15 protein-coding genes and 4 pseudogenes are annotated in these 22,046 nt (G+C 41.9%); 4 read left to right on the top strand and 15 right to left on the bottom strand.

Annotated features, from left to right (window positions below; translation table 11 throughout):
* Positions 1 to 483 precede the first annotated feature (483 nt).
* The 4 genes and pseudogenes from DWW10_RS04200 to DWW10_RS26580 all read right to left on the bottom strand — a co-directional run.
* Positions 484 to 1,797, bottom strand: a pseudogene (locus DWW10_RS04200) (hypothetical protein).
* 13 nt (positions 1,798 to 1,810) lie between these two features.
* Positions 1,811 to 1,987 (bottom strand): annotated as a pseudogene (locus DWW10_RS26325) (metallophosphoesterase); the annotation flags it as partial.
* A gap of 162 nt (positions 1,988 to 2,149) precedes the next feature.
* Positions 2,150 to 6,727 carry an AAA family ATPase gene (locus DWW10_RS04210; RefSeq protein WP_182021347.1) on the bottom strand — a complete coding sequence of 1,526 codons (4,578 nt, stop codon included), beginning with the start codon at positions 6,725 to 6,727 and terminating at the stop codon, positions 2,150 to 2,152.
* An 895-nt stretch (positions 6,728 to 7,622) separates the two neighbouring features.
* Positions 7,623 to 7,790: pseudogene (locus DWW10_RS26580) on the bottom strand (IS256 family transposase); the annotation flags it as partial.
* Between the two features lie 295 nt (positions 7,791 to 8,085).
* On the opposite strand from DWW10_RS26580, the gene DWW10_RS04220 reads away from it, so the two are divergent.
* From DWW10_RS04220 to mobV, 3 genes are all read left to right on the top strand, one after another.
* Positions 8,086 to 9,318 (top strand): site-specific integrase, encoded by a 1,233-nt coding sequence (locus DWW10_RS04220; protein ID WP_118420914.1) that lies wholly within the window; start codon positions 8,086 to 8,088, stop codon positions 9,316 to 9,318.
* Positions 9,319 to 9,339: 21 nt separating this feature from the next.
* A complete protein-coding gene (locus DWW10_RS04225; protein WP_118420915.1) occupies positions 9,340 to 9,732 on the top strand; it encodes a hypothetical protein in 393 nt (130 codons plus the stop codon).
* Positions 9,733 to 10,321: 589 nt separating this feature from the next.
* Positions 10,322 to 11,689, top strand: coding sequence for a MobV family relaxase (mobV, locus tag DWW10_RS04240; protein ID WP_118420916.1), 1,368 nt, complete (start codon positions 10,322 to 10,324; stop codon positions 11,687 to 11,689).
* A 93-nt stretch (positions 11,690 to 11,782) separates the two neighbouring features.
* On the opposite strand, the gene DWW10_RS04245 is transcribed toward mobV, so the two are convergent.
* From DWW10_RS04245 to DWW10_RS04275, 8 genes and pseudogenes are all read right to left on the bottom strand, one after another.
* Complete coding sequence (locus DWW10_RS04245) at positions 11,783 to 12,310, bottom strand: methylated-DNA--[protein]-cysteine S-methyltransferase (RefSeq protein WP_259320413.1); 528 nt, start codon at positions 12,308 to 12,310, stop codon at positions 11,783 to 11,785.
* 99 nt (positions 12,311 to 12,409) lie between these two features.
* A pseudogene (locus tag DWW10_RS26335) lies at positions 12,410 to 12,562 on the bottom strand (Ada metal-binding domain-containing protein); the annotation flags it as partial.
* Positions 12,501 to 13,193, bottom strand: a complete 693-nt coding sequence (locus DWW10_RS04250; protein WP_118420917.1) for a DNA-3-methyladenine glycosylase family protein — start codon at positions 13,191 to 13,193, stop codon at positions 12,501 to 12,503. The pseudogene DWW10_RS26335 and the gene DWW10_RS04250, both read right to left, overlap by 62 nt.
* Complete coding sequence (locus tag DWW10_RS04255) at positions 13,180 to 13,578, bottom strand: antibiotic biosynthesis monooxygenase family protein (RefSeq protein ID WP_118420918.1); 399 nt, start codon at positions 13,576 to 13,578, stop codon at positions 13,180 to 13,182. The genes DWW10_RS04250 and DWW10_RS04255 overlap by 14 nt, the downstream gene beginning before the upstream one ends.
* A 31-nt stretch (positions 13,579 to 13,609) precedes the next feature.
* Positions 13,610 to 14,281 carry a FadR/GntR family transcriptional regulator gene (locus DWW10_RS04260; protein ID WP_118420919.1) on the bottom strand — a complete coding sequence of 224 codons (672 nt, stop codon included), beginning with the start codon at positions 14,279 to 14,281 and terminating at the stop codon, positions 13,610 to 13,612.
* A 293-nt stretch (positions 14,282 to 14,574) separates the two neighbouring features.
* Positions 14,575 to 15,489 carry a formylglycine-generating enzyme family protein gene (locus tag DWW10_RS04265; protein ID WP_118420920.1) on the bottom strand — a complete coding sequence of 305 codons (915 nt, stop codon included), beginning with the start codon at positions 15,487 to 15,489 and terminating at the stop codon, positions 14,575 to 14,577.
* A 17-nt stretch (positions 15,490 to 15,506) separates the two neighbouring features.
* Positions 15,507 to 16,421: an aldo/keto reductase gene (locus tag DWW10_RS04270; protein WP_118420921.1), complete on the bottom strand. Its 915-nt coding sequence runs from the start codon at positions 16,419 to 16,421 to the stop codon at positions 15,507 to 15,509.
* Positions 16,422 to 16,429: 8 nt separating this feature from the next.
* Positions 16,430 to 17,572, bottom strand: coding sequence for an NAD(P)-dependent alcohol dehydrogenase (locus DWW10_RS04275; RefSeq protein WP_118421016.1), 1,143 nt, complete (start codon positions 17,570 to 17,572; stop codon positions 16,430 to 16,432).
* A 175-nt stretch (positions 17,573 to 17,747) separates the two neighbouring features.
* Between DWW10_RS04275 and DWW10_RS04280 the strand changes: the two genes are divergently transcribed.
* Entirely contained in the window at positions 17,748 to 18,638 is an 891-nt protein-coding gene (locus tag DWW10_RS04280) for a helix-turn-helix domain-containing protein (protein WP_118421017.1), read from the top strand.
* A gap of 492 nt (positions 18,639 to 19,130) precedes the next feature.
* Here DWW10_RS04280 and DWW10_RS04290 read toward each other — a convergent pair whose 3' ends face one another.
* From DWW10_RS04290 to DWW10_RS04300, 3 genes are all read right to left on the bottom strand, one after another.
* Positions 19,131 to 20,069, bottom strand: a complete 939-nt coding sequence (locus DWW10_RS04290) for a MarR family transcriptional regulator (RefSeq protein WP_022392394.1) — start codon at positions 20,067 to 20,069, stop codon at positions 19,131 to 19,133.
* A 120-nt stretch (positions 20,070 to 20,189) separates the two neighbouring features.
* Entirely contained in the window at positions 20,190 to 21,314 is a 1,125-nt protein-coding gene (locus tag DWW10_RS04295; protein ID WP_022392395.1) for a tyrosine-type recombinase/integrase, read from the bottom strand.
* Positions 21,274 to 21,693 (bottom strand): hypothetical protein, encoded by a 420-nt coding sequence (locus DWW10_RS04300; RefSeq protein WP_147350457.1) that lies wholly within the window; start codon positions 21,691 to 21,693, stop codon positions 21,274 to 21,276. The genes DWW10_RS04295 and DWW10_RS04300 overlap by 41 nt, the downstream gene beginning before the upstream one ends.
* Positions 21,694 to 22,046 lie beyond the last annotated feature (353 nt).

Consider the following 22,046-nt stretch of genomic DNA (forward strand, 5'->3'; position numbering starts at 1 on the left):
TGATGCAATAACAAAATATTGCGGTATTACTTTATGACTTATTATTTCGTGGTTGAAGGCTATATTTATTCAAGTAAAAACATAGACAATTTTTCTTACAGTTATTCGATATATAGATATGCAAGCATATTATTATTGACATATAAATAAAATTATAATAAATACGATACTGCATAGTTCTTGTGGTGTCTTCTTGCGGTGTTTTCTTGTATGGTTTATGCTAAAGGGAATAGGCAGTCCCAACCTGTTTCCTATGCAACGAAAGATATCTGTCGATGATACTTTTATCCGAGCAAAATAGAACTCCTACTTTTAGAATATCCTACCTTCTTATTTATAAATGCAAAAGATGTTTGATTAAATCCACATGTCTAAATTCATTTTGTCAAATATCGGAATTATACAAATTATCGGCACTATATCAAATTTGTGCCAATAATTTGTATATTACTACTTAGCTTGTAGATTTTCAAATACACTCGCTTAATGAAGTCTTATTCTTTCCTCTGGCTGCCATTCTGTAAGTGAAACAATCGCATGGTATTGCTCCGGAGTCAGAACCGAATTGCCATCACCCAAGCATTCATATTCCCAAGGCAGTTCATAGACAGTACCCTCTTCCTGATAACCCATGTAGTTGTGAAATAAGTCGGGAATCAGCCGCACATAATCCTTTTCGAGCATGATTCTTAGGAGCTTCTCTGCATCGTATATCAGCAACGGTATCCCGACCTTATACAGGGCTGTCGCTACATCAATAGCCAATCCGGCATTGGCCGAATAACTGTTGGAAACAACAATTTTCCACCCCAGCTGCCGGTCGTTTGAGGCAAAGATATTCAGACGCGAAAGCCCCAGTTCACCGTAATGGTCAGTCGCGAACCGCATGAAATCCTCCGGACTGTCAATGTCGTACATTTCCGCTACATCCACGAACTTCTTCCGCTTGTAATAGACTACATCACATAGTTCTTCAGGAACATCCTGCGGATCTGTATAGATACGCCCGCTAAAACCATGTTTCCTGTGGTGAGCTTCATACACCTCGTTGGCAATGCGGTAATAGGTGCAATACCTTCGGATGGTCATGGTTTTTAAAAGAGGGACAGAACACTCGTGTACGGAATCCTCTAATGCCTTGATGGCCGTTTCCCGGTCTTCCACCTCGATTTTGAAATTCGGTACTATGCGATTAAGTTCTCTTTGTGCAATACGTCCCGTACGCTGCTGGTACGGCAGGTTGTGCGCCACGTAATCGTTGAACCCGTCAGGATTCGCAACAATGACATCAATCATCCGTTACAAATAGTCGAAAAGGCAGGTTAGGTTTTCTCTGCGCCACGCATTATTTGGCTCTACATCTGCACACTTGGAGCGATTCGTAATGATAAAACGGAGCCGCTTCCGGTCCGTAACACGAATTGACCGGTAATCCCCGTATCGGCTCGAAGCGACATGGAACCACCTGGTCTCCATCGGGTTGAATGCAAGCCAATCCACTAAAAACACCTTCTGACTGTCATATTCCCCTGAAGCAATCAATTCCTCGGCATCGCCCCACTCTTCCGGCTCGGGTCGCGGTATCTCAATATAGAATCCCCGATACTCATCGTCGCCTATCACCGCCAGCCGCTCGAACCGATGTTGAATCTCAACCAGCCATTCCAGCATATCGCCACCAACGACAATTTCCCATTGACGGCATTCGCCCAACGCCTCCAAATGCAAGGCATTCAGGCCAACCTCCTTCGCCAAATTGGCAAGGAACTTTCTATCTATGATTTTTCTTTCGTTCATTTCTGTATGTTCATTAAATTTCAATAAACTTGCCCGGATCAAATCCGTTCATCAGGTGTTCATCCTCAAATACATATCCTATCTGGTTGCAGATTATGAGGGTACTGCCAATCTCAGCATCAATATTGGTATGCGAATGCCCGTAAATCCAGGTATCGATCCGGCTGCCGACAATCAGGTCTCCGTATTTGCCGGGAATTTAGCATCTCTGATCTCATATAATCAAAAAACACACTGTCCCCTTAGTTTCTCTAACATGTGCAGACACATAAACACATACATCAATATTCAATCTCCTTCAATATAACGTCTACCGATATATAACTAAATGAGAAGGTATTTGTATCTTTTATTAAGCAATCATATCGCGTAACATATAAGCTTGAACAGAACTTCTCTCAACCATAAACGTCAAAATGCAGACTATCTTCTTTCTTAATTCTCTATTCTGCCTAATTACTTGCCTTTTACTACGTACATAACTATTCATAAAACGCTCCAAATAGAAAACGATATTATTTGCATGCCTTCCAAGGTCAATATCTGAATGTGTTGACATAATTTCAAACAACCAATCTATACCTTTTTCAGGATATTTAGCAGCGATATAATTGAGACTCTTTGAGATTGAGAATACAACAGAGGGGTTGTTCCCATAGTTTACTACAGCCTTGTCATAAAGCCAAAAATTGGAATCATTAAAGCTATGCCATTCTTTTGTTTCTGGCATAGATAGTTGATCGGCCAGCAGGTAGGTTATTGTCATTTCATCACAATATTTGTCATTACTCATGACATTGTCAAATAATAGTTCCCATACCTTCCAAAATATATTTGGTCTATTCATTATATTTTCCTCATGTACAAATGCTCTAACGAAATATACTGCATTACTTCCACCATCCAAATATTTAAAACACGGAGAAATAAATTGTTCAACATGATGTATTTCCTGACAGAGGACATAATGAGCAATAGCCTTATAAAGATTCCAATGTCTGTCATACCTAGGATGGTATGCATTATGGTAATCTTCCTGCATTGTAGTTTGGGCAAAATAAGGCATTAATCGTAAAACTATCTTTTGAAATAGTTTGTCCTCTGGTTTATTCTGAATTAACTCAAGCATCACCTCTGCGGACTCAATATCCAACTTTTCTAGTTCTGTAAGCATAGACTCCGAAAGAGGAGAAGCTTTATCAATTAAATAATCCTGCTTTATAGCTGTTCTAAGATAATAGCCAATAACCAAGTTTAATAAATCATTATCTCCTTTCTGTGTTATGGCTTCGATAACATAATCACACACTCTCTTATATGCCCCCAAATCTTGTTGAACACACAAGACTTTCGAAAGTCGTTCTATATACTCGACCTTCTCATCAGGGTACATTCTAATAAGATTCGGAACAGCATGAATGGAAGCCTCTAAACCATCTGACATCTGAGCATAGTAATTTCCACTTATTGCAACACTTATTATATTGTCAATAATCTCTTTACAGAATAAAGCATCTTCCTGATTCAGCATATCATCATAAAAGGAAATCAATACACCTGCAGCATTGTTTGGCGCATATAAATCCATCGGCATAAGTTGCCGACCTGATGCAATCTCCTTTAATATCTCTTTTGAATCAGTAATAGCATTAAGCGGATTATCTTCATATCTTTTATAAACACTTGATTCCGATTTGCCTTCCAATTTCATTTGGCACCATGTAATCAAATAACTATATTTCATAGAGTTATTTATCGTCTGAATAGAATCCTCACTATATTGCTTAAGTTCTTCTGGAAGTTGTGGATTCAATTCAATCATTAATTGATTACCACCAATTTGAGTTACTTTAGGAGAGTGTTTTCGACGATCTATTCGGTGTAGGAGAATTTCAACTATTTTCTTATCTTCACCATACAATAATTTTGCTTTTTCGTAATGATTGTCAAGAACAGAACTTATAGTCTTGACTACCAATTTGAAATCTTCATCAGAATGACCTTTAAGTAGAGAATACTGCATTTCTGTGCATAGCGACTCAAGGCACTTGTGCCTAAACTTTTGTTTTAATGTGGCAAATCGCTCCTTAGCGGCCTCCTTGCTAAGCATTCCGGCCATGCCATAAAACCATGATAACTGATTTTCGTCACTGAGCCTGATAGAATCCCAGTGGAAAAATTCAACAGAACGGAAAAGATCGACTGCATACCTCCAATACTTTTCAGGATGAGAAAAGACAATACTGGATACTATTGCTGTTAGGGATACAGATTTTGAATTCTTCAACAAATAGTTTAAAGTGGAAGAGACAATCTTATCATATTTCTCATCATCTGAAAATTCCAATAGCACTTTCTCTAGTGCCATATGCATAGATTCCAATACATCAGGAAAGGTGATATGAACTGCACCTCTATACAATCCCCATAATGCGTAATTTCCATACTGTATTGTCTGTTCATCTCCCATATATACAGCTACTTCCGTTAATTGTTCATGAGACTCACCATTTTTCAATATATAGTCAATGATTCGATTAGTAAAAGAGACAATATATTCTACAGTTCGCCAATAGTGAAAAAACAACAATGGATAAATTGGAGTCTGAAAAGCATACGCTGGGCCATACCTATATTCAAGTTCTTCGTGGTTTAAACCATAATGATTATTTTTTGAATGCGAATAACTCCTCCATTCGAATTCATCATTAGGATCAACTTTTATATAAGTCCAGAACAAGTCAATAATTGATATTATATCATCTGGTATAACTGCGATTAAATTAAACGAAAACTGTGGCTTAGAAAGAACATAATGGAAAAGTTCATAGTATGGATCTCTATGCGAATTCCATTTGTTGACTATTATTTTTTCGACAATAGCATGAAGTTCCTCTTTAATTTCTTTAGCCGAATTGATAGTGATATTGCATAGAATCTCAATGATTGAATGATCATAATAGTCAAATTCTCCCGTTTCCCCTTTTTGCCACATAACTAAAGCCATCAATCCAGCCTCTCGTGTTGTATTTCCAGTTGGATTGCACTCAGCCCACTCTTTAAGGATCTGATATTTATGTCTTACAGGAACTGCCTCCACTTCATTTTCAAACAATAGGTGGATAATTGCGCTCCAACCAGATCCATAAGGAGTATATATTGGATAATCATATCCTTCACTAGTAAACGTAGTTTTTAATTTTTTACATGCAATTCGAAGAAGAAAGATAATACGATTCAATAATTTTGCGTCATTCGTAAACAACTCTGATTTTACTTTAGATAAAAAATTGCCGGCAAAAGAAGACTGCATTATTCCAACAACAATTTCATCTCGCCATATCTGGCTTATGGAATCGTCTAAAGCATGATTAAGAATATCATGTATGACAGATTCATCACTATCAATTATTGCGGTCAACCACAAACGAAAAGATTTGCGTACGAGGAATGAGGTACCCAAATTCTCAAAAAATGCTAGAATAGATTTTCTCTCTGCCCATCTACGATCAATTATTTTATTTAACCCCCATTCCTCATATATATCGTGCGTTATGAATATTCCATTATCATTTCGTCCCAAAACCTCATCATCCAGTAGGTTTTGAATAGCTTCTGGATCAAAGAATCTATCACTTAAATAAAAACTATCTCTTTCTATTCGTTTTTCAATAAAAGACTCAAACGTATTTGATCTCTTTATTGAAATACCACATTTTATACTTTTTCCACCTATTTTATTTTGCCAAATCAAGTTAGCAAAATTGGAGTAGGAGCCTTTCCGGTCAATCGAATCATATGATTGTAAATATAGGTTTAAGTAAAAAAGAGTGTTGAGACGTTCACAAAACGCGTCATTATCCGGAAGCTCAAAGCCATATTGTTTGGACAAATCAGATAATGACTCTTGAGTAAGAGAATCTATACTGATTAATGATGTCTTTAAAAAATATGTAAACCTTAAATCATCTTGTAGGGTTTGCATGTAACTACTTCGGACAGTAAACACTATTGTCCATTTATGCTTAACAAGTTGAGAAAGTAAGGACTCAAAAACAGAGATGTCCTCTAGTCCTTGAATTCTTTCAGCAGAATCAATTATGAATACTTTATTGTCACAATTATCATATGATTTGAAGAAATTATCTACTCCAGCAACAAACAAGTTATCCAAGTTTGAAGCCTTGATATCTTGAGCTTTTCTAATGCAAACTGGAATTTCATCCTTTATTTCCTGCCAAACAGATTTCATCAATGCAGTCTTACCGCAGCCACCCTCACCATAAATAACCAAATGTGTGTTATTGTTAATAGCATCCTTAATTTTATCTACTTGTATAGAATAGTCTATCCTAATGGTATACTTATCAGATAATATTTCTGTTCTTATTGGAGAAAAAACAGAATCCGCATTTGAATTCTCTCTCTTAATAGTCAACTCCAACTCAGAATCATAGGCAAAGAAATAATCATAAATCCAATCAACTTGCATCACAGAATCTAGAATCATGTTGTCCGTTACCCACTCAATCTTCATACCTAAAGATTTGGCTTTATCTACAACAAGTTGTTGTTTTCTGGTCATTGTTGTTCTACTGGAATTTGTTGAATTTCCAAAAGTTTTATTGCAATAGATTATTTGAACAGTTTGACTAGGATATCTTTCATGAGCAACTTGTAACGAATGATTTATTTGATCCGGATCTATGGCATTTTTGAAATATTTTGCACTAAATCCAATTAGCTCTCCTCCAACAGCAATGGGATCAGTCTCATTACCAGCATGGTTAATACATTGAAATATTCCGTATTTGATTCCATACCTTTCGCAAAAAAGAGCTCTAGATAGATCTTCGAAACGTTCACGCTGTAGTGCTTCTCCCTGATACTTTGCACAAAAAGAATCCCAGGTCGGTTTCATTTTTTTCATATGTATATAATTTCTCTTCATTCAAATTCCAATCTACATTCTTCTTACATTCTAATATTTTCTCTTCATAGTCACCTTTACACAACTTTCCACCTCACAAATCCAGAGTGTTAGTTAGTAGTTGATATTTACTATTCATGTATTAGCATGACAATGAGTTATCTCATGAATCTTTTATAGCATACAACAAGGATTTTGTTATCATCTACATTATAATGTGCTTTACTATGTTTTATTTCCGTCACCATGTTCTCAAAACGCAAGAAGAAGGTTCAAAAAAACTCTTTATATAAAGATCTCCATGTTTTTAACTTTTGACTTGGCATTGAGACAAAGTCTTACCCCAAACTTTCCAAATCTTTCTCTGAATCATGCAAACAACATAATATAATCATATTTCAAAACGTGGATTGCTAACTATGCATTGGCCTTAAGTATTATTTGAATTGCTTTTATATTTCTCCCAATTATACATAAAATTGTAATAGTGGCTCACATAATACTTCATTTACAACTCTATCTCGCATCAATTTTATATCTAAATCTTATCCTACTATAGACACGCTTTTGAAGCATAAGCTGTTTGACATTTTACAAATGTATTGAGAAATATTCAATCCCTGGCATCTATAAGCGACAAAATAGTGATATAGCATAAAAAATTGGCTTATCTCCATACTAGCCCGCATAGAGATAAGCCAAGTCACATAACTACAGACCGGTCAAGCGATGACCATTACCAGTTGTAATATGCAATATCCCTCTCCCCTGCTTTTTCGCAAAGTTGATTCCCTTGTGCGTGTCTGTCTTGCCGGGACACAGAAAATAGCGCATTGTACCATTCAGACAGAACATGGCTGCATAATTTATGTATCAATCCAAATGTCAGTTTAGGATTCTTTTCATAGCCTAAATGGGCATCCATTTCACCTTCTAACATCTTCTCTAATACCTGGGCATGCAACTGCTTCAGAAACTTGCTCACATCGGCTTCTGTCTTGAACTGGCTAAGGAATTCCTTGCTTAACACCTCATCGGGCACTACTTGATTCTTTTCTTTCATAATCTTCTTCATTTTGCAAATGTATAAAATAAACACATAGCGGAATTGCAAATTTGAGCAAAGCGTAGCGAATTAGCTGATAGAGCGTTCGTTACGCTTTGTTTTTCTATTGGGCAGAGCCAACGGAATGCCACCCCGAAGCCAAACGGTGCAGAAGTTCAGTTACCACCTCATTACCCCCGTAACGGGTGCAGATTTATTGCTAAAAGGTTCTTTTACTGCGATTTGCGTAATTCTGCGTAGCTGTCGGTAACTCACTATAAACTAATTTTGTAACCCAAAAAAGGAGTGGGTTATGCGAAGTACATTCAAGGTCTTATTTTACGTGAAGAAAGGCAGCGAGAAGCCGAACGGCAACCTGCCTTTGATGTGCCGCCTTACGGTGGACGGAGAGATTAAACAGTTCAGTTGCAAGATGGACGTTTCCCTGCGGTTGTGGGACGTGAAGAACAACCGTGCTTCGGGCAAGAGCGTCGAAGCGCAGAGAATCAACCTTGCGGTGGATAAAATCCGTGTGGAGGTAAACCGCCGCTATCAAGAACTGATGCAGACGGACGGGTATGTTACCGCCGCCAAGCTCAAAGACGCCTATCTCGGTATCGGCATCAAGCAGGAAACCTTGCTGAAGCTGTTCGAGCAGCACAACGCCGAGTTCGCCAAAAAGGTCGGGCACAGCAGGGCGCAGGGGACATTCCGACGCTATCAGACGGTCTGCAACCACATTCGGGAGTTTCTGCCCCATACCTACAAGCGTGAGGACATTCCGCTAAAGGAACTCAACCTCACATTCATCAACGACTTCGAGTATTTCCTGCGCACGGAGAAGAAATGCCGCACCAATACCGTGTGGGGTTACATGATCGTGCTGAAACACATCGTTTCCATAGCGAGGAACGACGGGCGTCTGCCGTTCAACCCCTTTGCAGGGTACATCAACTCGCCCGAAAGCGTCGATAGGGGCTACCTTACCCAAAAGGAGATACAGACGCTCATGGACGCACCGATGAAGAACACCTGCCATGAACTTGTACGGGACTTGTTCGTCTTTTCCGTGTTCACGGGTTTGGTGTATTCGGATGTGAAGAACCTCACCGCCGACCGCCTGCAAACATTCTTCGACGGCAACCTATGGATAATCACCCGACGGAAGAAAACCAATACCGAATCGAATATCCGTCTGTTGGACGTTCCCAAGCGTATCATCGAGAAATACAAGGGGCTTGCAAGGGACGGTCATGTGTTCCCCGTTCCGAGCAACGGCAGTTGCAACAAGATACTCAAAGAGATAGGCAAACAATGCGGCTTCAAGGTGCGTTTGACCTACCATGTAGCCCGCCACACGAACGCCACGACCGTGCTTCTGTCGCACGGCGTACCCATCGAAACCGTGAGCCGCCTATTGGGGCACACGAACATCAAGACCACGCAGATATACGCCAAAATCACCGCCCAGAAGATAAGCCAAGACATGGAAACCTTGTCGCACAAGCTGGAGGAGATGGAGAAGAACATCTGCCGAGCCATTTAGTCACCTTAAAACAGCATACCGATGAAAGAAGAAAGGAACATCATCACGATAGATGAATACGGCAATATCTCCCTGCCGACCGACATAGGCGCAACCGCCATGACCGAGTGGGAAATCTGCGAACTGTTCGGGGTTATCGCCCCGACGGTTCGGGCAGGGATAAGGGCACTCTGCAAGAGCGGGGTATTGAAAAAGTACGGCATCGAACGCCTTGTCCGTCTATCGGACAGAAGCAGCATAGAGGTTTACGACCTCGAAACGATAGCCGCCCTCGCTTTCCGTATCGAATCGTTCGGGGCGGCGAAAGTCCGCAAAGTGTTGTTGGAGCGGATAACGCACCGGCGAAAAGAGAAAACAACGGTTATCGTGTCTGTCGTTGCCGACACCGAGCCGAGCCGCCGATGGATGGCGTAACGGTCTGTCGGTCGGGGTATCAGTCCGTAATACAGTCATACGGTCATACATTCATACGGTCACACCGTCAAACGGTCACACGGACGGAAAGAGGCTGTTTCCCGACCGCAGGAAAGCGGAGCAGTCATTCCCGTTTACAAAGGCGAAGCAAGCACGGGGCTTTCCGTCGGCTGCAAGGTCGGGCGGCTACGCCGTTAGGGGAACAATCTCCACCCTCATGCTTCGGGTAGTATTCTTCCCCTAAACCTTGCATCCTACCGCCCCGTGCAAAGAAGCCTTTGAAAACGGGAACGACCGCCCCGCCGCCCACCACCGACCGAAAGGGAAAAATAATAAGGTGAGGTTATACGGGTAAGCAGGCGGCAGGGAGAGCCACCACAGAAAGACCGCCGACACGCCGCAGGGTATTTACGAAGAAAATACCGTAGCTTATTAGGGAATTTTCCAAGTCGCATTGCAAGCAACGCTGAAAATTCCCCAATAAGGCAAGGGGCAAGCCCCTCTGCACACCCCGTTGAGGACGGCATTTCGCCGCCCTCAAAGATAGTCAAGTTTATTGTTTCACAAGCTAAAAAAGAAAGGAATATATATGGGTTTCGTAGTATTGCACATGGAAAAGGCGCACGGTTCCGACAGCGGAACGACCGCCCACATAGAGCGTTTCATCATCCCGAAGAACGCAGACCCCACACGGACGCATCTGAACCGAAAACTCGTTGTCTACCCCGACGGGATAAAAGACCGTTCGGCAGCTATTCAAAGAAGATTGGAAGAAGCGGGGCTGACACGCAAAATCGGAAACAACCAAGTACGGGCAATCCGAATCAACGTGTCGGGAACGCACGAGGACATGGAACGCATCGAAAGGGAGGGGCGTTTGGACGAGTGGTGCGCCGACAATATGAAATACTTCGCCGACACGTTCGGAAAGGAGAACATCGTGGCGGCACACCTGCATCGGGACGAGGAAACACCCCACATACACGTCACGCTCGTTCCCATCGTCAAGGGAGGGCGCAAACGCAGGAAAAGGGAAGAGCAGACGAAGAAGCGATACCGCAAGAAGCCGACCGACACCGTAAGGCTGTGCGCCGACGATATTATGACACGGCTAAGGCTGAAATCCTACCAAGACACCTACGCCGTGGCGATGGCGAAATACGGGCTGCAAAGGGGTATAGACGGTTCAAAGGCACGACACAAGTCCACGCAGCAGTATTATCGGGATATACAGAAACTCGCCGACAATCTCAAAGCGGAAGTCGTGGATTTGCAACAGCAAAAAGAAACGGCGCAGGAGGAACTCAAACGGGCGAAAAAAGAGATACAGACCGAGAAGCTGAAAGGGGCGGCGACCACCGCAGCCGCCAACATCGCCGAGAGTGTCGGTTCTCTTTTCGGCAGCAACAAGGTCAAGACGCTGGAGAGGGAGAACGCCGCCCTGTATAGGGAGGTAGCCACCCACGGGGAAGCCATCGAAGCCCTGCAAGATAGAATACAGACCATGCAGGCAGACCACAGCCGACAAATGGCGGAGGTAGAGCAGAAGCACCGCAGGGAGATAGCGGACAAGGAAGCGAAGCACAAGCAGGAAATATCGTTTCTGAAAACGGTAATCGCACGGGCGGCGGCATGGTTTCCCTATTTCCGTGAAATGCTCCGTATCGAAAACCTCTGCCGCCTTGTCGGGTTCAGCGACGGGCAGACGGCAACGCTCGTCAAGGGAAAGCCGTTGGAATATGAAGGGGAACTCTATTCGGAGGAACACAAGCGGAAGTTCAAAACCGAAAAGGCTGGAGTTCAAGTGATGAAAGACCCCACGGACGGGACGAAATTAGTTCTTGCCATCGACCGAAAGCCCATTGCCGAGTGGTTCAAAGAACAATTCGACAAGCTAAGGCAGAGCATACACCGACCCATACAGCCGCAAAAGAAAGGCAGGGGAATGAAGATATAACCGTTTTATCTCGCTGGAAAATAATAAAAAAAGTGCTGTTCATAATTTCCCTTATGAATGGCACTTTTTGTACTTTTGTATATTAAATTAAAGCTACCATAACTCTATTCCTTCTGTATTAGAACATTCCAACTCCAATAATCCTTTTTTGGCATCGAGGCCGCCTCCGTATCCCGTGAGTTTATGATTGCTGCCGATTACCCGGTGGCAGGGTACGAAGATAGAGATAGGATTGGTGGCATTGGCCGATGCAACTGCACGCACAGCCTTCGGGTTATGAATGCGGCGGGCAAGTTCGCCATAAGATATGGTCGTTCCATAGGGTATTTTCATCAGTTCTTCCCATACAGTACATTGAAATTCCGAGCCGGTAAAGACAACGGGGATGTCGAATATCTTACGGTGTCCGGTAAAATATTCTTCGAGTTCCCCAATGGCCCGTTCGATGACGTCGGAAGTTCCTTCTTCGTACTTCGCACTCAGATGTCGCTGTATGCGGCGGTCTATCGTACTTCGCCGTTTCTCCACCGCCCAATCGCAAATACACAGCTTGTCGCCGTAAGAACCGACAAGCATATCACCCACGGGCGATTGATGCCGTGTAATCTTTATAGTTTCCATATTGTTCCTTTTATTGTTGTGAAATTCTTTCATAAATATTTTACATGGTCTGTATCCGGCTTGTAATGCTTCCTCAAGCGTATCATAAAACATGATGTTCTTTTCCAGAGGCTTCGCCGGACAATCCGGTGTACAAACAATTTTCGTTGTCCTGACGGCAACGAAAAATTTACCACGATAGCTTGCGTCTCTATTTCTTACCGCTTTTATCTTTTCTTCTGTTTTCATCATACTTGTTGTTGGTCGGTGCATAATCTTTCATTCCCTCTATTGCGCCTCCGGCCACAGCCCAAAAGTAAAGACTTGCGACGGAAGCATAAGGAGAGAACCGTTTCTTATATCGGTCGAACAGTTGCCTGTTTATTACTTTATGGTGATAGACCATACGCATACCCCGCACAAGAGCGAGGTCGCCGAAACTCAATATGTTGCGACGCTGCATGGAAAACAGCATAAGCATTTCGGCTGTCCAGATTCCTATACCGTCGAGTTCTACGAGTTTGGCACAGACCTCTTCGTCCGACATTGCCCTAAGGGATTCGATGTCGAGTTCTCCCGATAAAACCTTTTGTGCTGCCGATTTGATGTAAGCCGCTTTTTTGAATGTAATGCCGAATTGCTGTAACTCTTCGTCGCTTAAACTGTCGATGACCTGCGGTGTTATCTCGCCGAGGACGGTTACCATCTTTTTCCAAATTGTCTTGTGAGCCTTTGTCGAAATCTGTTGCCCTATAATCGAATTGACCAAAGCGGCAAACAAGTCGGGAATAACTTCCCGCTCTATCGGCCCAACCTTTTCCAGTACCTCGGCAAGTTTTTTATCTCGCTTTTTCAAATAGGACACCTCTGTCTCGCCATAGATAAAAATATTACGGTCGGTCATCAGCTTGCTTGTTGTGGAAATATTCATTAGAGTCCGCCGGAGCCTCATTCCGATTGGAATCGCCATATTTCCTTATGACGGAAGCGACGGTGATTCGGTAATTTTCAAAAAGCCTTTCACGTCCTTCCGATTGGCTCGTACGGTGGTGAAGTTCATTACGCCACTTTTCAACGGCTCCTTCGTTCTCCCATACATTCAGCGACAACAGTTTTCCTTCTTCATTCAGACTACTGAACCGTTCGGAACGAATAAAACCTTTTGCATCCGAAAGCAATAGTTTTAATTGGGCGGCAAGTTCGAGATAGCGCACTTTACCCTCTGCCGTTGGCGTTACTTCAAAAAGAACGACCACTTTTCCGTTGCTGTTTTCTGTATTCTTTATCATTTGATTGTCATATTTCTAGTTATTTTTCGTCCTATGGCTCTTCTACAATCCGTGTTGCCATCTTCCGGGCGTTCTTCAAATCGCCTGCAATGATGTATCTTAACAACTTCTCGTGAGAAGATTGTGAATTTATGAAGCAATCCGTACCATCGTAAATACGATTGAACTCCGAAAGCAAATGCAGGGAAGCGGAACGGTAAATGTCTGCCAATATTCGATTGTGGGTCGCATCGGCAATTGCAATATGGAAATTCATGTCGGCTTCGATACATTCTTTCAACAAACCGTCTTTCGCATTTGCCTTTCTTGCTTCAAGGGAGGACTGCATTCGCTCTATATCTTTTTCTGTTCTTCTTGCCACGGCTTTCTCCACGATTGCAATATCCAATATTTTCCTCACCTCATCGAGTTCCGTCCGGTCGGCGATACTCATATTTATACTGCCTCCGTTCGCATCGGATGCTTCGGCGACAAATGTTCCCGCCCCTTGCCGGACTTGGACAACACCCATATTTACCAATAATTTTACCGCTTCACGGATACTCGACCTTCCGACTTTGAAAGTTTTCATCAACTCCGGTTCGGTCGGAAGTTTATCCCCGATTGTATAAACTCCTTCCGCAATCTGTTGTCTTAACTGCTCGGCTACCATATCTGCCAAAGATTTCTTCTGTATAATCATACTATTTATTTCTACTTTCATTCATCATATCATCAGATGATTTACAAAAGTATGTATTTTTGTCTGACAGATAAAATATTTGGTGATAATATTTTGAGATATTGATGTTTTATACCGCAAGAGAGTAGAGACGGATGAAAATCTGTTTTCTTTTCGTCTCTACATAAGCGCAACATTTATTCTCCCAATAAGCCACAAAGGAAGAGCTGAGGAATGATACTATAAATCTGAATAATGGAGTGAAAGACTGTTTTGTTCTTTAAACAATCTTTCACATCCTATTTTGGTAATAATCCACTAAAGAAATAATATCATCATTTATTATTCAATGGAATAACAAGAGCCAGCCGGAACCCGATACTTTCATCGGTCACTTCCTCATAGTAGGCGTAGCGATAAGTGCAGGTGTAACGAAAAGCATCGTCGTACCAAAATGAGCCGCCACGTTTGATAACCTGCCGTGACGAATTGATATTGGTGAGGTTGCACGGATCGGTCTGCGGCTCGGTGGTATAAGGTGCGAAATAGTCCGCTACCCATTCATACACATTGCCCGACATATCGTAGATACCCAACTCGTTCGGTCGTTTCTGCTTTACGGGATGGCTTTCCCTGCCGTCGTTCAAGTTCCAGCCGACCTCGCTCAACGTATTGCTTCCGGCGTATGTATAACCTTTGCTTTTGTTACCGCCTTTTGCGGCAAACTCCCATTGTGCTTCGGTGGGCATCCTGAACTCCCATGCTTGTGGCATTCCTGCCTTGTGCATTAGGACTGTAAGCCGTTCTACAAATTCATGGCAGATTTTCCAAGTCACGTTCTCCACGGGATAGCTGTCGCCACGATTGCTTCGGCTCGGATTGTTGCCCATTACAGCTTGCCATAGCGGTTGCGTTACTTCGGTTTCGCCTATCCAAAAGGTGGATAATGTTACTTGGTGTTCCAGTTTCTCGTTCGGCTGGCGGTTGTTATGTCCCATCGTAAACGAGCCACCTTCAACCGTTACCATTTTGAACTCCACACCGTTCAACGTGAAACGGATACCATCGGTTTCCTCGATATAGCCGCCTGATGTATTATCCGAGTTTTGGTCTTGATGTTGATTTTTATTTTCTTCCATTTGCTCCAAATCGTTATTATGATTATCACTACAAGAGGTACAAGCCATAGCAGTGAACGGCGTAAGTACTGAAAGGTACAAGTACAAAGCCCATTTTGTTATTCTGTTCATATATGCTGACTTTATATTTATTCGTTGAAAAAATCTCTCGGCGCACAGTTCCCCTCTTTGTCCATCTTACCCCCATATACGGGAAAGAGGCTTGCATCACCGTAATTTTTGATACGTTCCGCATTTTTCAGTGTTTCCATATCTTGTGCGGAAATCTCGAAATTCACATCCGCATTTGATTCCATGTGTTTGGGATTCGCAGTTTTAGGCAAAGGAAGCATATTCAGTTGCAGGCAGTACCGGATGCAAAGTTGGGTGACACTTACACCATATTGTTTTGCCATATCCTGCACAAGTGTATTCTTCATCATCTCACCGTGTCCCATAGGCGAATAGGCTTCTACGAGAATATCGTGCTTGTGACAGTAGTCGATAAGGGGAAAGGGTGTATTGCTGACGTGTGCCAAAATCTGGTTCACCATAGGTTTCACATCACCGTTTTGCATCAGGTTCTCTATATCGACCTGCTGGAAATTGCTTACACCGATAGCCCGCAACCGACCTGCCTTGTATGCTTTTTCCATTGCGCACCATGCGGCGAGATTGCCTTCAAAATAGTGGTCGTCCTCACGGAAATTCGTCCACGGCTGCGGTGCATGGATAATCATCAGGTCGATGTAGTCGAGCCCCAACCGTTCGAGCGAGCCTTCGATAGCGGCTTGTGTACCGTCGTAATCTTTGATAAACGCATCGAGTTTGGTCGTAACGAAAATCTCTTCCCGTTTCAGTCCGCAGGTACGGATGCCCTCGCCCACGCCACGCTCATTGCCGTAGCCTTGCGCCGTGTCAAGGTGGCGGTAACCGATTTCTACAGCTTTCCTTACGGCTTCTGCCGCCTTGTTATCGTCAATCATCCATGTCCCAAGTCCGAGTTTGGGTATTTTCACCCCGTTGGAGAGCATAAAGTTCTCCGATAAAATTTTGTTGTCCATATTCTATATCATTTTTTCATTGTACTCATGTCTATTACATAGCGGAATTTCACCTTTCCGTCAAGCACATTCCTATATGCCTCGTCTATGGCGGTAGCATCGGCGGGAATAATTTCTACTTCGGGGTAGATATCATGTGCTACGGAGTAATCGAGCATTTCCTGCGTCTCTTTTATGCCGCCGATAAGCGAACCGTAAACCTTACGTTGGGCAGCACCCGATAGAATCAAATCAACCGTTTTGACGGTGGTGTTGGTGGGCAACCCGACAATAGCCATCTCACCCTTTCCGTATTTCAACATGCGGATATACTCTATCGGCTGATAATCCACCGGAACGGTGCTTATGATAAAATCGAAAGTATTGGACAGACCTTTCATTTCGTCCGGTTTGTTCACGTTTACATACCGCTTTGCTCCCATACGCAATGCGTCGGTACGCTTGTCATCGGTTATGTCGAACACGGTCACGTCTGCGCCAAGGTCGTTGAGATACTGCACCGCCATGTGTCCGAGTCCGCCGAAACCCACAACCGCCGTATGGTCGCCGCGCTGCACATTGCTTAATTTTATGGGTGACCATGTCGTAACCCCTGCGCAAAGCAACGGAGCGACACGCTTCATGTCGGCGTTCTTGGGAATGGAAATGGCGAAACGCTCGCTCACCACGATATTGTCGGAGTAACCGCCTTGTGAAAGTTCTCCATCGTGATATGTATCGGGACAATTATAGGTAAACGTGGTGGCATTCTCGCAAAACTGTTCTTTATCCATATCGCAGAACGTGCAATGCCCGCATGAATTGACCATGCACCCGACACCGGCATAATCACCCACCTTGAATTTAGTCACGTTCTTACCGACTGCGATAACTTCTCCCGCCATCTCATGACCGAGCACACACGGCTCGCTACCGAGCGTCTTGATATCGTCAGCCGTATGCAGGTCGCTATGGCATATTCCGGCATACATAATCTTAATTTGGACATCATTGTCACCGATGGGGTGGCGGGAAAACGCATAATCGTGGAAATGCCCGTCCTCTGCATGAAAGGCAAACCCTTTTGCCAGAATACGGTCACTCTGTTGTGCCCGACTTGTTATTGCCAACAACAGTCCGGCAACCAATAATAGATTTCTTCTTGTATTCATAATCATTCCGTTTTTAATTTCTGTTGCAAAATTAGGGAGGTTGCTTCTTACGACTTATACCCGAATAAGGGCAGATATTACCATTTTCACTTTTTAGTTCTACAAATGCAAGAAAATAGAAATCAGCTTTATATAGAATTGCTACATTTGCAATGAAACTCTGATTTGAATGCTTATGGATATAATAAAATTAGATACGATTGAAACGTATTGCAAGACTTTTGACTTTCGGCTTACTCATCCGTTGGTTGCTGTGGTGGAGTGTAATGAACCGGAGAAACTAAAACCTTATATGATGAACTGGGGCTTCTATGCCCTATTTCTAAAAGATATGGCAAGTTGTACCATCACGTATGGCAAGACGCATTATGACCACGGAGACAAAAGCATTATAGCTTTTGCTCCGGGGCAGGTTTGTGCTTTTGAGGCGATTCCGGGTAAAGACCCGAAATTCGTAGGTGTGCTGTTTCATCCCGATTTCATTCACGGAACATCTTTGGGACAAAAGATTATGAATTATTCGTTTTTTGCTTATTCGTCAAATGAAGCACTACACTTGTCTCCATCGGAATTTCAAGTAATCAAACACTTGATAGCTATTATACAAACAGAGCTTTCCACTGAAATAGACAGCTATACTCACAATCTTCTATGTGACAATATCCAGTTGTTATTGGACTATTGCGTGCGGTTTTATGACCGTCAGTTTACGGAACGAAAAGAATTGAACAAAGATATACTTATTCGTTTTGAGAACTTGTTGAATGACTATCTGATAAATGGTAAGGCTGAAAAGCAAGGGATACCGACAGTGAACTATTTTGCCGACCAAATATGTTTATCTCCTAATTATTTCGGTGACCTTGTAAAACGGGAAACGGGTAAATCCGTAAAGGAGTATTTGCAACAGAAGCTTTTAGATGTTGCGAAGGAACAACTTTTAGACCCACAGAAAAGTATTACACAAGTAAGTAATCTGCTCGGCTATCAATATCCACAGCATTTTATCCGGTTCTTCAAACGTATGACGGGGAACACACCCAATGAATTTCGATTGGGTATCTAAGTGTCTCTAATAAGATTAGTCTTTACATATTCTTTATTTAGAATCGAGAAGTCACCTATTACGTTAATGACATAGTCCGTGAATGGGGACGAATGATTTTCTTTTTTTCGCGAGCAGCCTTTGTAAAATAGCCGCCGATAGTTCGTACTTTCGGAAAAAGATATTATATTTGCCCTTGAAAGAGTTATTTGACAGTATAGCAACGCAAAATGCTGAAATTCGCACGGTTGCTAAATCGTTACCTCTATTTCTCAAATAATCCGCTAAAAGTTTATTCTTCAATCGGTTAAGTCAAACCGATAAAAATCTAAAATAAAAAATACGAGACTCTAACTTGAATCCCGTATTTCCATTTACACAAAATATTTTATAGTGCCTAAAAGTTCTGAAATGATTTCGGTGGATTTTCTGATGGGAGGCCGCAAACTTTATGAGGAATGTGATATTCTCTCTTAATTTACGCTTCCTGCTTGTCACGAATTTGAAGCTACTTTACTGTAATTCAGCAAGCATCATTTCTATCTTATCACTCATATCTTCCTTATCTCTAATCGAGAGATAACGTGATAACTTATCCACATGTTTCTTTAATCTGGCCAAGTCCATAGGATTGTATTTCCAAATCTCAATTTTAAATCGACCAGTGTCAGAAACTGTGATATCTTTCAAATCGTCTTTGCATAGAGCATAACTGTTTACTTCTATAGGTTCAACTTCACTACCATCAGATATGACAGTTGACAAAGCTTTTGATGGAATAGTATTAGTATAGACGACCTTTTCTACCGGTGTTGTCAGATATATTATGCTGGCTTCCCATAAGTCACGGCCTTGTTTTGCAAACTGCAATCTCTTCTTTTTACCTTTCGAAGGTACCGTCAGGTTCTTACTTTGCAGCCATCGAATGGCTCTGTTGGCTGTAGAGTAGGAGACATTGAAAATATCAATAATTTCATTTATAGTATGACAAAGTATTTCAACTTCTATATTGTATAGAATCAGACACTGTGCGAGCGGCGGAATATCTTCCTTGATATCTTTGTTTGGCTTAGGCATCTTTCTCAAATCGAGCAACAATGACGGAGCAAACATCTGTTTACCTATGATGATGAAATTAATCCGCTGAATAATCAGCCTTTGGATATTATAGGATGGCATATCATCTAACACTACAATACTGGGCATTCCCAATTTGCTGGCAAAGAGCTGCATATGGCTCTGTAGCTTTGCTGGTGTTAACGAATCAGTCTCTTTGGGAAAACAAAGCACGACATTAACACCGAAAAGTGTTGTTGCCGTGCATTCGTATTTAGCCATTAAAATAGCTGGAATCTGTTTGTATGATGCCGAAGACAACTTGGAACAGCTGATTTTCTCATTTAGGAACGATGAAATGTACTTTTTGAGGGTCTGTATTTTTGATTGTAACATAACTTCAGTTTTTACTTAAGATTGTTTGCAAAAGTAATGGCAATTTGTTGAAATACAGACAGTGGATTCATCTAATGCTCCTTCTTTAACGATATTTGACTGGTTTAGCTTAACAATTCGCTATTTTAATAACTGAATGGCCTCGTTAACCTGTTGGTTGGTGACTTTCGCGTAAATTTGTGTGCTGGATACTTGCTTGTGAGCCAACAGTTTCGAAATGGTATAGATTTCGACACCTTTTTCCTGAAGCAACATGGCGAATGTGTGCCTGAAACAATGGAAAGTAATATGCTTGGTGATTCCTGCCGAGTCCAGCCATTTTTGTACATGCAGATTCAGTATGCTTATCGTCAAAGATTGAAATACTATCCCTTCTTCTTTTCTTTTACCCAGAACATCCAATGCCGGTTTTGATAAAGGTAATTGGATTAAAACACCTGTCTTACTACACTGTATCTCTATGAATGTCTTGTGCGACCTCTTTACAATGTTTTCCCATCGTAAGGCAAGAATGTCACTCCGCCGCAATCCTGTAAAGATGCTGAAAAGGCAAGCTTTAGGTAGTTCCGGATATGGCGAATAAGGTGTCTGGCGGAGAATATTTACTTCATCATTGGATAAATACTCTTTGAGGGTATCATGATTCCACACAATGGGTTTTATTATTTCAGTATAATCATGGCTGATTATTTTGTCTTCATAGGCCAATCTTACCATTTTCAGGAATACGTTGAAGTATGCACTTGCAGTATTGTGTGATATCTTTTTTGAGCTGGTTAGGTGCTTGTCTCTAAGGATATACGTCCTGTACTTTTCGCAAAGGCTGACACTAAGGTCTCTGAAAGAGCACTTCTTCTCACAGAACTCTTCAAAATGGAGTCGTGCACAAATATATTTCTGACTGTGATAGTCTCCGTTTTCATGAAAATACTCAAGAAAGTCTCCATCCAGATTGTCTTTTGCCAGAAAACTGAAATCCCTTCGTACCAACTGAATGTAACGTTCGCACTTGATGTTTTCTGCTACTTCTTCAACCGTTTGGTTGTATTTCTTTTGGGCAGTATTGGCAGGATTAACATAAAGATCCAAATTCAGAAATTCATATTTGATTTCTTTCCCCCTTACATCTTTGATGGGTGGATTGAACTGAAGATAAATGGACTTTTTCTTGCCGTCTGTCTTTATTTTATAACGTAATGTAACCCTATACATGGCTTTCCCTCCATCTGATTTCTTGTTCAACATCCTTCTTGCAATAATAGTCGGTATAGGCTATGCATCTCACCCTAACCAGATGTTTGGCAACAAGTGTCAGCAGTTCCTTGGCATCAATGTTGAGGTGAGTTGTAATTTCATCAACAGTTAGCCATTGGGCATACTTGATCCGTTCGATCTCCCAAGCTGTTTTACAATCGATTTCATCAAACCTTCTATTTAGTCCTAAATAGAAGGTTTGGATTTGATAACGTTCGGCGAAATTTAGAATCCAAGAACGGCTCATTCCTGTATAGGCCATCAATCCTTTGAGAGAATACGAACTTCGGCCAATTGGAGAGTGGGGTATTAACGGCAGAGACGAATACCACTTGATGAAATCCTTATTGGTAATCACTAGGTTATTCAAACACCGTTCACTTTTTATCTTGCCTGTTTGAACTAGTTTGTGGATATACTGGCGCGTATATCCTGACAATGTAGCTGCTTCGCTAATACTTAGGAAGCCTCTTGAAACTACATCTTTCCATTCTTCCTCTTTCAACCGGATGAATGGATCATAATAATGCTTTGAAAAATTATAATTCATATTATATATATGGCTACTTTAGTGTAGCTCCTATATAATATAAGGTTGTCAACAACCCCTGATTTGAGTATCAAATAGCAGCAAATCTGTTTCTTATTTGTCTTTGTTTTACGGTGATTATTTGCAAAATGTATCGTAAGTGGTTGATGTATAGCGAGTTGTGGTTTTAAGCT

The sequence above is a fragment of the Bacteroides intestinalis genome (genome assembly GCF_003464595.1).
Taxonomy (GTDB): domain Bacteria; phylum Bacteroidota; class Bacteroidia; order Bacteroidales; family Bacteroidaceae; genus Bacteroides; species Bacteroides intestinalis_A.

Bases quoted from the DNA above. Each gene is read 5' to 3' on its own strand.
- DWW10_RS04210 (WP_182021347.1), bottom strand. From the start codon at position 6,727: ATGAAAAAAATGAAACCGACCTGGGATTCTTTTTGTGCAAAGTATCAG.
- DWW10_RS04220 (WP_118420914.1), top strand. From the start codon at position 8,086: ATGCGAAGTACATTCAAGGTCTTATTTTACGTGAAGAAAGGCAGCGAG.
- DWW10_RS04225 (WP_118420915.1), top strand. From the start codon at position 9,340: ATGAAAGAAGAAAGGAACATCATCACGATAGATGAATACGGCAATATC.
- mobV (WP_118420916.1), top strand. From the start codon at position 10,322: ATGGGTTTCGTAGTATTGCACATGGAAAAGGCGCACGGTTCCGACAGC.
- DWW10_RS04245 (WP_259320413.1), bottom strand. From the start codon at position 12,310: ATGGAAACTATAAAGATTACACGGCATCAATCGCCCGTGGGTGATATG.
- DWW10_RS04250 (WP_118420917.1), bottom strand. From the start codon at position 13,193: ATGACCGACCGTAATATTTTTATCTATGGCGAGACAGAGGTGTCCTAT.
- DWW10_RS04255 (WP_118420918.1), bottom strand. From the start codon at position 13,578: ATGATAAAGAATACAGAAAACAGCAACGGAAAAGTGGTCGTTCTTTTT.
- DWW10_RS04260 (WP_118420919.1), bottom strand. From the start codon at position 14,281: ATGAAAGTAGAAATAAATAGTATGATTATACAGAAGAAATCTTTGGCA.
- DWW10_RS04265 (WP_118420920.1), bottom strand. From the start codon at position 15,489: ATGAACAGAATAACAAAATGGGCTTTGTACTTGTACCTTTCAGTACTT.
- DWW10_RS04270 (WP_118420921.1), bottom strand. From the start codon at position 16,421: ATGGACAACAAAATTTTATCGGAGAACTTTATGCTCTCCAACGGGGTG.
- DWW10_RS04275 (WP_118421016.1), bottom strand. From the start codon at position 17,572: ATGAATACAAGAAGAAATCTATTATTGGTTGCCGGACTGTTGTTGGCA.
- DWW10_RS04280 (WP_118421017.1), top strand. From the start codon at position 17,748: ATGGATATAATAAAATTAGATACGATTGAAACGTATTGCAAGACTTTT.
- DWW10_RS04290 (WP_022392394.1), bottom strand. From the start codon at position 20,069: ATGTTACAATCAAAAATACAGACCCTCAAAAAGTACATTTCATCGTTC.
- DWW10_RS04295 (WP_022392395.1), bottom strand. From the start codon at position 21,314: ATGTTGAACAAGAAATCAGATGGAGGGAAAGCCATGTATAGGGTTACA.